The sequence below is a fragment of the Peribacillus sp. B65 genome (assembly GCF_058513295.1).
This window is the reverse complement of the sequence record NZ_CP195840.1, coordinates 2,499,067-2,512,042: the sequence shown is the minus strand read 5'-3', so window position 1 is coordinate 2,512,042 and position 12,976 is coordinate 2,499,067. Positions and strand designations below refer to the sequence as shown.

12 protein-coding genes are annotated in these 12,976 nt (G+C 42.2%); 2 read left to right on the top strand and 10 right to left on the bottom strand.

The genetic code is table 11. The features are described from left to right. Positions 1 to 126 precede the first annotated feature (126 nt). Positions 127 to 660: a YceI family protein gene (locus ACSR9O_RS12275; protein ID WP_101223742.1), complete on the top strand. Its 534-nt coding sequence runs from the start codon at positions 127 to 129 to the stop codon at positions 658 to 660. 55 nt (positions 661 to 715) lie between these two features. Here the strand turns inward: ACSR9O_RS12275 and ACSR9O_RS12270 are convergent, their stop codons facing one another. Together ACSR9O_RS12270 and ACSR9O_RS12265 are read right to left on the bottom strand one after the other, a co-directional pair. Next, the gene (locus ACSR9O_RS12270; RefSeq protein ID WP_101223743.1) at positions 716 to 1,771 is read right to left on the bottom strand and encodes a FecCD family ABC transporter permease; all 1,056 of its coding nucleotides are present in this window, start codon (positions 1,769 to 1,771) and stop codon (positions 716 to 718) included. After that, a complete protein-coding gene (locus ACSR9O_RS12265) occupies positions 1,768 to 2,772 on the bottom strand; it encodes a FecCD family ABC transporter permease (protein ID WP_491724464.1) in 1,005 nt (334 codons plus the stop codon). Before ACSR9O_RS12265 ends, ACSR9O_RS12270 begins: the two co-directional genes overlap by 4 nt. A gap of 180 nt (positions 2,773 to 2,952) precedes the next feature. On the opposite strand from ACSR9O_RS12265, the gene ACSR9O_RS12260 reads away from it, so the two are divergent. After that, positions 2,953 to 3,942 carry an ABC transporter substrate-binding protein gene (locus ACSR9O_RS12260; RefSeq protein ID WP_063595771.1) on the top strand — a complete coding sequence of 330 codons (990 nt, stop codon included), beginning with the start codon at positions 2,953 to 2,955 and terminating at the stop codon, positions 3,940 to 3,942. 74 nt (positions 3,943 to 4,016) lie between these two features. Here the strand turns inward: ACSR9O_RS12260 and ACSR9O_RS12255 are convergent, their stop codons facing one another. From ACSR9O_RS12255 to prfB, 8 genes are all read right to left on the bottom strand, one after another. Next, entirely contained in the window at positions 4,017 to 5,240 is a 1,224-nt protein-coding gene (locus tag ACSR9O_RS12255) for a PDZ domain-containing protein (protein ID WP_491724463.1), read from the bottom strand. A 182-nt stretch (positions 5,241 to 5,422) separates the two neighbouring features. After that, positions 5,423 to 6,847 carry a S41 family peptidase gene (locus tag ACSR9O_RS12250; protein WP_101223746.1) on the bottom strand — a complete coding sequence of 475 codons (1,425 nt, stop codon included), beginning with the start codon at positions 6,845 to 6,847 and terminating at the stop codon, positions 5,423 to 5,425. A gap of 142 nt (positions 6,848 to 6,989) precedes the next feature. Then, entirely contained in the window at positions 6,990 to 8,378 is a 1,389-nt protein-coding gene (locus ACSR9O_RS12245; protein WP_101223747.1) for a murein hydrolase activator EnvC family protein, read from the bottom strand. Between the two features lie 93 nt (positions 8,379 to 8,471). Then, positions 8,472 to 9,365 carry a permease-like cell division protein FtsX gene (gene ftsX / locus ACSR9O_RS12240; RefSeq protein WP_101223748.1) on the bottom strand — a complete coding sequence of 298 codons (894 nt, stop codon included), beginning with the start codon at positions 9,363 to 9,365 and terminating at the stop codon, positions 8,472 to 8,474. Next, entirely contained in the window at positions 9,355 to 10,041 is a 687-nt protein-coding gene (gene ftsE, locus ACSR9O_RS12235; protein ID WP_063233927.1) for a cell division ATP-binding protein FtsE, read from the bottom strand. Before ftsE ends, ftsX begins: the two co-directional genes overlap by 11 nt. 296 nt (positions 10,042 to 10,337) lie before the next feature. Continuing rightward, on the bottom strand, positions 10,338 to 10,679 hold the full coding sequence (gene cccB, locus ACSR9O_RS12230) for a cytochrome c551 (RefSeq protein ID WP_230176155.1): 342 nt from the start codon (positions 10,677 to 10,679) through the stop codon (positions 10,338 to 10,340). A 49-nt stretch (positions 10,680 to 10,728) separates the two neighbouring features. Beyond that, positions 10,729 to 11,592 carry a YitT family protein gene (locus ACSR9O_RS12225; protein ID WP_101223750.1) on the bottom strand — a complete coding sequence of 288 codons (864 nt, stop codon included), beginning with the start codon at positions 11,590 to 11,592 and terminating at the stop codon, positions 10,729 to 10,731. Positions 11,593 to 11,747: 155 nt separating this feature from the next. Further along, positions 11,748 to 12,846 (bottom strand): peptide chain release factor 2 gene (prfB, locus tag ACSR9O_RS12220; RefSeq protein ID WP_230176154.1). Its coding sequence is split into 2 segments (ribosomal slippage): positions 11,748 to 12,782 and positions 12,784 to 12,846, totalling 1,098 coding nucleotides; the frame shifts between segments, so codons are not numbered across the junction. Positions 12,847 to 12,976: the final 130 nt, after the last annotated feature.

The window sequence follows — 12,976 nt, the reverse complement described above, 5'->3', positions numbered from 1 at the left end:
ATGTTTTCAAAATTAAGGAAAACTTTCAGTTGACACTATTGCTTCCACCTCTTATAATTACATTAAGTTAAGATATCTCAAATTAAAGATATATAAATTCAAGATTAATAATTAGGAGGAATTATCATGACCAATACAAAATGGACAGTCGACCCGACTCACAGTGCTATTGAATTTTCCGTAAAACATATGATGATCGCTAAAGTAAAAGGAAGTTTTAATAAGTTCGAAGCAAACATTCTTGCAAACCCATTGGATCTAACAACTGCAGAGATCGATTTTACCGTTGATGTGGCCAGTATTGACACACGCAATGCAGACCGGGATAATCACTTGCGTTCCGCTGACTTCTTTGATGTAGAAAAAAACCCTACATTAACATTCAAATCAACAAAAATTGTGAAAACGGATGAAGATGAATACGATGTAACTGGAAATGTGACTCTTAATGGAATCACACAAGAAGAAACTTTCAGCATCACCTTCGAAGGCCAAGGAAAAGATCCATGGGGAAATGAAAAAGCAGGCTTTAGCGGAAAAGGTAAAGTCAAACGCAGTGATTATGGTTTAACCTATAACGCAGCTTTAGAAACAGGCGGCGTACTGATCGGCGATCAAATCACGCTTACCATCGAAATCGAAGTTGCAAAAGAAGCTTAATTAATAAAGAAGCAGCCATCCTAGGGATGGCTGCTTCTTTCTACATTTACCGGTGTTACGAATTCCTCGTTTTATAAAGTAAATAAATGAAGTATGGTGCCCCGATGCTCGCTGTGAAGACACCAGCCGGTATTTCCAAAGGTGAGAATAGGGTCCGTCCAATCAAATCCGCCACCATAACCAGGATGCCGCCAAGCAAAGCTGAAGTGGGCAGTAACACTCCAAAACTAGAACCAACAAGCCTTCTGGCCATGTGTGGGGCCATTAATCCAACAAAGCCTATTCCTCCAGCAAAAGCTGTGGAACCGCCAATCAAGGCCGTACTGATCATCAATAATGTAAACCGTTGTTTTTGGACATGTCCCCCAAGACCCGTTGCAAGGTCATCGCCAAGCTCCTGTAAATTAATATTTCTGGCATACAGGAAGGCGATTAATAGGAATAGAATCGTCCATGGTGCCAGAACAGCGATATTATTCCAGGTGGAGTTAGACACTGACCCCGTGATCCAAAGGTTGGCCTGGCTCGCTTGATAGACTGGACCAAGAATCATCATCATCGTAGTGAGTGCCTTCATTAAGGCCATCACCCCAATTCCGATCAACACAAGCCTGATCGGGGGAACTCCATTTTTCCAGGCTAATGAATAAACAAGTAAGGCCACGACTGTCGCCCCAATGAACGCAGCTAACGGCAGCCAATTGATGCTCACCGTTAATGAATGATTCTTATCACTAAAAATGGCCAAGAATCCAACGACCGCCACTGTCGCTCCTCCCGTTATCCCCAAGATATCAGGCGAAGCAAGTGGATTCCGAATCATCCCTTGAAGGATTCCGCCAGCAACAGCAAGGCCCATCCCCACCAACAGGGCAACAATTATTCTAGGCAGGCGGAAAGATTGGATGATAAGCCGATCGCTCTCCGTTCCCCCTCCGAAAAGGACCTGGAGGACACTTAGCGGATTTATATTCATTTCACCCACGCCAGTACTGATCACAAACACTAGTGAAGTGACTACAAATAATATGAAAATCACGATCATAGCTTTTTTATCCATCAAGAATGATATTTTTTCATTAAACAAACGAAAGCTCTTATATGACTTCATCGACCGCTGAACCCCTTTCTAGCTATATAAATAAAGAATGGGGTCCCTATTATGGCTGTCATGACTCCGACCGGAACTTCTCGAGGCATCAGGATATACCTGGATATGACATCGGCCGCAATCAAAAGCACCGCCCCGAAAAGTCCAGAGAAGGGAATCAGCCAGCGATGATCGATGCCTACTATAGAACGGGTAAGATGTGGAACGACGATTCCTATAAAGCCAATCGGACCCGCAACCGCCACTGATCCGCCAGCGAGAAGGATGATTGCCAGCCCCAGAACCAACTTAAGGAAAACTATATTCAATCCAAGACCTTTTGCAACATCCTCACCTATGGACAACACATTCATTTTACCGGACATGATCAAGGCAAGGCCCCAGCCTACGACAAGATAAGGCAGAACAGCAACTAAATTGTCCAGACTTCTACCGGAGACGGATCCGGCAAGCCAGAATAGGACTTGCTCTAAAAGAGCCTCATTAGAGACAAGAAGACCTTGTGTAAGTGAAGCTACCATGGCCGTCATGGCTGCACCAGCCAATGTCAGCTTCATAGGTGTCAAGCCGCCTCGCCCCATGCTTCCAATCATATATATGCTTATCGCGGCTATGGCCGCCCCTATGAATGACAGCCATGTGAATACTTGAAGATTACTTATTCCAAAAACGGTGACACCTGTTACAACCGCCAATCCCGCCCCGGCGTTGACCCCGAATATATCTGGAGACGCGAGGGGGTTTTTAGTTAGCGTTTGCATTAACACCCCGGAAATGGCCAAACTTGCACCGATTGCCGAAGCTATCAGGGCCCGCGGAAGTCTGACTGATTGAATGACAATGTGTTCGTTCGTCCCATTGAAATCGGTAAAAGCATCGATGGCCATTTTCCACGTTGTATCTGTATAACCGTATACAATGCTTGAGCACAGTAAAAATAGCAGCAAAAGAATGGTAATGAACAGCCCCATCCATTTCTGCCATGAATTTTTTAATAACATATCCAGTTACCTTTCCAATCACGTTTGTATAGTAATATTTTACTGGTCTAAACAGGATTATGTCAACGAATTTGAGAATCATTTTCAATTATATATTGACAGAAAAGTATATTCATTTTATGATGGTGCTGTTAAGTGCGAATGATTATCATTTGCTGACAAATTGGGAGGGATACATAGATGTTTAGATTTAAGTCTTTATTAACGATTTTTACAATATTTGCAGTCTTCCTTCTAGCAGCTTGCGGGAATTCGGATGAAAAGGCCGATGGAAATAAAGCTGAAGACAAGAAAGAGGAGAAAAGCTACACAATTGAGCATGCCATGGGCACTGCCGAGTTGAAAGAAACGCCTAAAAGAGTGGTCGTTTTAACAAATGAAGGCACTGAAGCATTGATTGCTTTAGGGATTAAACCTGTTGGTGCCGTTCAATCATGGCTTGGTGACCCTTGGTACGACCATATTAAAGATGATATGGATGGGGTCGAAGTTGTTGGTGTTGAACATGAAGTTAACTTAGAGAAAATCGCATCACTGAAGCCTGACTTGATTATCGGAAGCAAGATACGCCAAGAAGCTGTTTATGATAAATTAAATGCAATCGCCCCTACCGTTTTCTCGGAAACGTTAAGAGGAGATTGGAAAGAAAACTTTAAACTATATGCAAAAGCCTTGAACCTTGAAGAAAAAGGGAACGATGTAATTGCAGAATTCGATAAAAACACTGAAGATCTTAAAGCTAAATTGGGTGATAAAGTAAATCAAGAAGTTTCCATTGTTCGTTTCATGGCTGGAACTACTCGTATTTATTACACTGATTCATTCTCTGGAGTGATTTTCGATCAATTAGGATTTAAACGTGCAGAACAACAGAAGGAACTCTTCACTGCAGATAATAAATTAGGCAACCTTGCCATTGAGGTTGGAAAAGAAGTCATCCCTAAAATGGATGGAGATATTCTCTTCTACTTCACTTACGCTCCTGAAGGCGACAAACAAGCCCTAAGCACAGCAAAAGAATGGACGAATGATCCACTTTGGAAAAACCTTGATGCAGTCAAAAACGGAAATGCCCATGAGGTTAGCGACGCAACATGGAATACAGCTGGCGGAGTAATTGCAGCTAATAAAATGCTTGAAGATATAGAAAAGATCATGCTTGAAAAGTAATAACACGTTTCCATTGAAAAAGGCCTTTCTCGATATAATTCGAGAAAGGCCTTTTATTTTATATTAATGTGTCATTATCCCACTTGTCCGCTTTCCTTCAATTGATCGTCAACGAATAAGAGGCCCAATTCGTAATGCTCCCCGTCAAATAGAGCTCTTTGCACAAAACGAATCTGTTCATTATTATCGATGACCTCAAGCTTGCAATGTGCCCGGTTTATTTGGAGGGCCCTGTATAACTCTTCTTCTTCCCTGACGACGACACCATTTATTTTCGAAATGACCTCGCCTTTTAGCAACCCCATTTTATCTGCCGGAGATTGAGGGATAACGCCTAAGATCTGGACACCCAACTTACTTTTCGAAAAATAAAAAGGAAGCTTTTGATCCATTGCCTTTTGGGAATAATGCAGAAATTCACGACCGAGGATTGCTAAAACAGCCGTCATGATTGCCAATGGGGGATACCAGTAACCAACTGCCGCCAAAAGCGTAATCATAATTCCCAATGCCCCTACCTTTTTGCCTTGCGCCCTAATGGCCAGTTCAGGGAGCGTCCCATGCACTTTTTGCCTAAAGCCGATTAATATGGGCAGTACGATCGGCGACAGGGATACATCCCCGATTGAAAAAACTGGATACCATTCGAAAGGAATTGGAAGTTGTCCTCCAGGAACCATGACGAACATGGGAATTAGCCAGATTCGCTGTGATACATACACACCTATCGGCTGCCCCCTCTTGGATACCTCCAACTGGGGAGAGACCTTTTTACTTCCGTTGCCAACAATCAAGAACCCTTCAGCAATCAATAATAACCCAATTAAAATGACAAGTGTCGGATATACGGACCGATCCAGCTGATTAAAGGCATCCTGAAAGAACGTAAGCTTGATATCTCTATCATATAAAAAGAAAAGGATAAAGAAGGTGAGTCCCACTGTATAAACGGGGGAAACAAACCTCCTTTTCATGGATAGCATGGACAAAATCGTTACCACTGTCATGATGAGCAGCGCCGCCATAGGAATGGCGAGTCCAGTAGCCAGCGTAAGGAAGGAAAGGATCAATCCCCATATCAATCCTTGAGGTAACATGGAACGCAGCTCCATGGAAAAACTGTAAATCTTCGTATTAAAATCATGGCGTTCCCGTTTAACGCGAAGATAGCCGATGAATAAACAATAGGCAATCGAAACATAAAGCAAAGGATGAAGGAAGAGTTTTCCTAATCCCATTAAGCATGCTATCAGCCAATCCGTTGTCAATTTCTTTCCACCATCCTCAAATGTAATCAAAATTTTGTCAATTTCGTTCTGGTCAGTTACCTCCTATTCTATCAAAAATGTAGCCTCCATGCCTATTAAGATGCAGAAAAAGTAGCTTTATCTAAAGTTTCCCCTAATCTGCCTCCATGTTCGCAGGCGAACTCAAACAAATGCAAAAGAGGCACCGCTCCAAGGGGAACGGTGCCATCAAGTTACTTCACTAAATAATTCAAAGCCGTGCGTAACTGAATATCATTATCTTCATCCTGGATCTTATCCAGAATGGCGGATTCCAAATGTGCTGCGGTTTTAGCGTCCAGCTTACCAGTCACTTCCAGGCCAAATTGTTTTTGGAATGCTTTTACTGCGATTTCTGTACTCCAATCATAATATCCATCCTCACGGCCCGGTTCAAATCCAAGTCCTTTCAGAATGCTTTGGGCATACTGGATTTGTTCATCATTCATATCCCGCTGCAACACCTTCTCAATGGCCAGCTGATGTGCATCAAAATACTCCGGTTGTTTCACTTTGATTGTCGGCTCGATCCCTTTTTTATGGATCCAGTTCCCTGAAGGCGTCAGCCACTTATATAATGTAAGTTTAATCTTACTGCCATCACCCATTGGTACAGCCTGCTGTACTGTGCCTTTCCCGAAGGTCTTCTCGCCAACCAATGGATAGCCTCCCGCCTCTTGCATCGCGCCTGCCAGGATTTCCGAGGCTGAGGCGCTCCCTTTATCCGTCAAGACGGCAATGGGATAACTTTTCGCTTTCTTAAGGCTTGTAAAAAACGATTGCGTTTCGCCCGTTCTTTCTGCAATTTGCAAATATGGCTTGTCTTTTGTGATAAACTCGCCAAGAATCGTTTCCACACTAGAAAGAAGGCCACCTGGGTTGCCGCGTACATCTATGACCAAGCCCTTGATTCCCTTCTTTTCGAGCTCTTTCATCTGCTTTTTGAAATCAGATGCAGTATTTTCCGAGAAAGTGGTCAACTCGATATAACCGATTTGTTCTCCTGCAACTTCTTTAATTGATGAAAATACGGTATCCAACGGAATTTCGGCACGCACCATATTGAATTCAAGTGGATTATCCACCCCTGCCCGCTTTATTTCCATTTTGACGGGAGATCCTTTTTTGCCACGGATTTTCAGGCGTGTTTCATACAGATCCAAACCTTCTACACTTTCACCATTCACCTTAAGGATTTGATCTTTCGGCTTTAATCCAGCTTTTTCAGCAGGAGAGTCTTTGTAAGGAGAAACAATTATGACCTTACCATCTTCCATTCCGATTTCAGTCCCGATCCCTTCAAAAGAGGAGTCCAGGGTTTCATTGAATTGCTTGGCGGTCTCCTTGTCCATATATACGGAATATGGATCTTTCAGCGCTGACAGCATACCTTGGATGGCACCCTCCACCAGGTTGGAGCCGTCCACCTGTTCTACATACTGACTTACGATCAAGCCGTAAGCTTGTTCCACTTTTGCCCATTCCTTATCCTTCGTTATTTCTTGACTTTCATCCTTTGCTTCATTCTTGGCAGGAAGGCTTGTCCAATATATGCCCCCCACTGCTCCAATGGCTAGTGACATGATGATTGCTAGAGGAAGTACCCATTTTTTGACCATATTTATCCCCATTTCTGACCTGATATGTATTTCACTATATGATGGGAATGGAAAGAATATGCTTATAGAAAATGGTGACACTACAAAAAAAAAACAGACAAGGAATTTATCCTGATCTGTTTTTTCGTTCATATATTGGGTATTAATTAGGTATATAGTTTAATGGATTAACAGCATTTGACTTGCTATAATTCCATGGACCTTTATGTAACTCAAAGTGTAAATGCTGACCGAAGGAATGTCCTGTGTTACCCATGATGCCAACTTGTTGACCTTTGGCAACTACAGCACCTTCGCCTACTTGTCTAGAACTTAAGTGTGCATACACAGTAGTCCATTGCTGACCGCCGATTGAATGGGTAACGAAGACGACGTTACCGTATGAACTTGAGAAGTAAGAACGGCTTACGACTCCGTCGGCTGCCGCTACAACTGGAACCGTTCCGCTAGCAGCGATATCGATGCCGGCATGCTGTTTATTCCAACGTTCACCCATTGTTGAAGATACATATCCTGCACTTGGTCTAGTGAAAGTACCAGATGATACAGCTGGCGCTGAACTTACATTAGACGAAGGTTGTGAAGTTGATGGCGCTGATGAACTGTTGCTTTTTGCACTATATCCTGAAGAAGTGGATTGTTTTTTTGATTCCGATGCTTGTGATGCTGCTTGTGCAGCCGCTTGTGCCGCTTCTTGCTCTGCACGTTTTTTCGCTTCAGCTGCCGCTTTTTTACGAGCTGCTTCCAATTCGGCTAGACGTTGATGCTCTAAGCTGATGGCAGATTTGATGGCTTTTTCTTGAGCAGCAAGATTCGCTTTTTCTTCCTCTAGACCCATCTTCTCATGTTCATGCTTTTCAGTTTGTTGCTTTAATTTCTTAACTAAAGCATCCTTTTCTTGCTTCTGCTGTTTTTGTTGCTTTTGAATCTCCAATAGTTCAGCTTTTGCCACTTCTAAACTGGCAAGCTTCGTTTCAACGGCATTTTGCTTTTCTTCCAGATCCTTTTTATCAAGCTCATGCTGCTTTAAAATATCGCGGTCCGCTTCAGCGATTGTTGCTACAGCTCCGACACGGTCAACTAAATCCCCAAAACTGGATGATCCGAATAATACTTCAAGGTAGTTCACGTCCCCGCCAGTCTCCTGGAAAGAAAGTGCCCTTTCCTTCAATACTTCATTACGTTTGGCGATCCGCTCTTTTAATACTTTAATCTCTTCTTTCAATGCCTCGATTTCTTTTTTCGTTTGTGTAATTTCAGCATTTTTAGCATCGATTTTCTTTGCGGACTCTGCAATTTTCGCTTCAATGGCAGCGATTTGGTCTTCTGCTGTCATTTGCTTATCCTGCAGGTTATCGATTTTCTTTTCAGTTTCGGAAATATTCGATTCAACACCCGAACGTTTTTCCTGAATGGATTCTTTCTGTTTTTCTAAGTCCGAAATCGACTCAGCATAAACCGAAGGTGCCGCTAGAATGCTTCCCAACCCGATCATGATGGAGGCATTCATGGCAATGATATTTTTTTTCACGTTTCATTTCCCCTTTCAACCCGTTACATCCGTGCTTGTAACGTCTCTCTATTTATGTCTGTGTTCTTATGGCTTTCGAGCAAAGATACACTTTTATACTTTCAAGAACTTCCTGACGGACATCAAGCTGCCCCATATACCGATAACGGCTCCAATTACGATGAGGATGGCCGAAACTTGATAAATAAACGGATTTGCAGGCAGGAAATCGATGAATTTGAACGTAATCTGCGGTGCTGCATATTTATAAAGATTGTAGTAGAGTACTGCAATCAGACCTATCGGAATTATGGAACCGAGGACTCCCAACCACAGTCCTTCCAAGAAGAATGGCCAACGGATGAACGTATTCGTTGCTCCTACCAATCTCATGATCTCAATTTCTTTCCTTCTGGCTACAATGGTAATTTTAATCGTATTCGAAATCAGGAACATTGCAGTAAATAGTAAACCTACAATAAGGACGATCCCTATGTTTCTAGCAATATTAACAAAGCTGAATAGTTTCTCGACGTAGCCTTGTCCATATTTAACACTTTGGATATACTCAAAACCTTCGATTTTTTTTGCCACCTTGATGACATCTTGCGGAGATTTCGTTTTGATAACATAAACGTCCCTTAATGGGTTATCCTGTTCAAATGGTTTAAAAGCCTCACCATTATCTCCTAAATCATCTATTAAATTAGTAAGCTCTTCATCTTTTGGAGAGAAAATCACTGATTCAATGCCGTTTATCTCCGTAATTTGCTTACCTATAGCTTTTATATCGTCATCATTCGCCGCATTATCAATATGTGCACGAACTTCGACATCTTTCTCCACATTTCCCGCGATATGATTTAAATTCATCATGAGCACTAAAAAGACGCCAACCAAAGTTAGAGTGACCGTTACTGCACTGACTGAAGCAAACGTCATCCATCCATTACGGCCAATATTTTTAAAACTTTCACGGAAGTGACGGAGCAATGTTCTAAATTTCATATCCGTAATCACCTCGATGTTCATCGCGAACTATTTTTCCACTTTCAATGGCAATGACACGTCGTTTAATATTGTTGACGATGTCCCTATTATGAGTGGCCATGACAAGTGTAGTTCCGCGTTTATTAATTTCTTCAAATATGTTCATGATTTCCCATGATGTTTCGGGATCAAGATTACCTGTAGGCTCGTCGGCTATGACTACCTTGGGATCATTGACGATCGAACGTGCTATTGCAACCCTTTGCTGTTCCCCACCAGATAACTCGGAAGGCAGCATTCTTGCTTTATGCTTAATGCCAACCAGATCAAGGACTTCCATGACTCTCTTTTTGATTTCTTCTGGTTCCTTTTCAATAACTTCCATGGCAAAAGCAACATTTTCATATACAGTGAATGTTTGAAGGAGTTTAAAATCTTGGAATACCATACCGATATTACGGCGGAATAGAGGAACTTTCGAATTGCGGATACTTGGCAGGCTAAGGCCATTGACCAAGATATTACCGCTTGTAGGCTTTTCTTCCCTATACATCATTTTGATGAAGGTCGATTTTCCGGCACCGCTCGGACCCACTACATAAACGAACTCGCCTGCCTTTATTTTCACATTGATTCCATTAATGGCAATTACGCCATTTGGATATGTCTTTTTCACATCTATCATTTCTATCATTCTAAAACCACCTAATTTGCTTGGATTATCACTATGTACCTACAGCTTTTTCGACAATTTTCACTGAAATCTGACAGGAAACTCTCTTACTTGAGCACAGAAACATTATAACATCATATTTTGTCAAATTAAGCATAAAAAATATTACAGTTTCATTTCAGTTAGACATATATCAACATCTATGTAATAATTCCAGGATTTGATTGCTTGAAAAGGGGGTTAAATGTGAGTTGTCACGAGGTTTATTAAAGGAGGCTAAATGAAACGTCCTGCTAAGCAGGACGTTTCATTAATCATTATTTATGTTCAGCAAGCCATTCAGCGACCATGCTCGCTTCCTTGCCCTGGATTATACCTTTTGGCATTCCGCCTTGACCATTCGCAATGACTTTTTCGATGTCTGCTTTTGATAGCTTAGAACCGACCTTCGTTAAATTCGGTCCTACGCCGCCTTCAAGATTCACTGCATGACAACTTGAACATTTGTTTTCATAAATTTTTGCGGCATCACCGGCATCTGCCGTAGTCGTTTCATTATTTTCACTTGCAGGCTCTTTATCTGCAGCATCATCGTTCCCACCGCATGCAGCCAAGGCCAAAGAAGTACCCAAAATTAAGGCTAACCACTTCATTTTCATTGAATTTACCCCCTCTGATTTATACCAGCACAAGAACATTATACCAATTTCAATCCAGTTTAAAACCCTCCCCAAGTACCTCCGATGCGTCCATTACAATTACAAACGCTTTAGGGTCAACGAGTTTCACCAATTGTTTCAATTTGGTGAATTCTGACTGGTCTATTACGCACATCAAAATTGGACGAGTAACATCTGTATAGCCGCCATACCCGGATATGCCTGTTACACCCCGGTCCAGCTCATGTATGATAGCATCCCTTACTTCCATTTCTTTATTCGTGATGATTAATGACATCTTCGAACGGTTCAATCCAACCTGGACGAGGTCTATCGTCTTGCTTGTCACATACAATCCAATCAATGCATAAAGCCCTTTTTCAATATCAAAAACGATGGCAGCACTTAAAACGATGATTCCATCAATGACTGCCACACAGGTTCCTAATGACAGATGGGTATACTTATGGAAAATCTGTGCCGCCAAATCGGTCCCGCCTGTGGAACCCTTCCCTCGAAAGACGATCCCCAGCCCAAGTCCGACCATCATCCCTCCGCAAATCGAACCAAGCAATGCATCATTCGTCCATGCATCCCAATCCTTTGTCAGAAATACCACTAAAGGCAGAAACAAGGTTCCAATCAAGCTTTTGGCTCCGAAATGTCTTCCAAGGATAATAAGCCCCGCAATGAACAAAGGGATATTAAAACCCCAAAGAACGTAGGCTGGCTCCCAACCGAGAGTTGAACCGAGAATCGTGCTAATTCCACTGACCCCGCCAGATGCGACCTGGTTAGGCAGTAAGAATACATTAAAACCAATGGCAATTATGGATGAACCGACAATCACCAATCCATACTCCGTTAACTTTTGAATTAAAGGGTGCTTCTGCTCCCGGTATCTTTTCTTCATTTTGCATAAGTCTCCTCGAACCATCATTATTATCTAGTATTGGCCGAACGAGGTAGAGCATCCCTTTTCAATCCTGTAAATGTCAGCCAGAAGATTCGTTAAAAAGGAAAAAATAAAAAAAGTCGGACCGTGGAAACCGGTCCGACTGGCTGATCTTATAATTTTGAACGCAAGTACGCATCAATGAACATATCGATATCGCCATCCATGACAGCTCCCAAGTTTCCGGTCTCCGCACTGGTACGGTGATCTTTAACCATGGAATACGGGTGGAAAACATAAGAACGAATTTGGCTTCCCCAGCCAATTTCCTTTTGCTCACCACGGATTTCATCCAAATCCGCTTGTTGCTGTTCAATTTCACGTTGATACAATTTGGCTTTCAGCATATTCATTGCTTGGGCCTTGTTTTTGATTTGAGATCTCTCGTTTTGGCACGTTACCACGGTGTTCGTAGGTATATGGGTGATCCGGACTGCCGAGTCCGTTGTATTGATATGCTGACCACCTGCACCACTTGCCCGGTACGTATCGACTTTCAAATCTTCCGTACGTATTTCTATATTGATCGTTTCATCGAATTCCGGCATGACTTCACATGAAACGAATGAAGTATGGCGTCGTCCTGAGGAATCGAAAGGAGAAATACGAACAAGACGGTGTACCCCTTTTTCCGCTTTCAAATAACCATAGGCGTTATGGCCTTTGAAAATTAAAGTGACACTCTTGATACCAGCTTCATCACCTGGAAGGTAATCAAGGGTTTCCACTTTAAAGCCTCTTTTTTCACCCCATCTTGTATACATGCGCAGCAGCATGGAACCCCAATCCTGGGACTCCGTTCCGCCTGCACCAGGATGCAGTTCAAGAATGGCATTTTTCGAGTCATATTCTTCACTTAGTAAAAGTTGAAGTTCAAAGTCGTTCATCTTTTGTGCAAGAACCGTGATCTCTTCTTCCAGCTCCGCTAAAAGTTCTTGATCGTTCTCCTCTTTCACTAATTCATATGTCAAATCCAGATTTTCATATGATTCATTCAGGTCGGATAATTGATTGACTTGTTCTTTTAAACCATTCGTTTCATTGATGACAGTTTGTGCCTTTTGCTGATCATTCCAAAAATCGGGATGTGTCATCTCATTTTCTAGCTGTGCGATTCGTGCCTCTTTTTCATCTAAGTCAAAGAGACCCCCTAAAGTCCGTTAATCGTTGCGCTGTCCGTTCAAGTTCATTTCTAATTTCTGCTAATTCCATTTCTCTTCACCTCATTAAGTATGTTAAAAAAAATCCCTGAAGAGGGATTCCCTTCATTACAAATAAAACCTCTCCAAACTATATGCAAATGTATACCTTTATGCAAACAAAACATGAAAAGAGGCGGCAA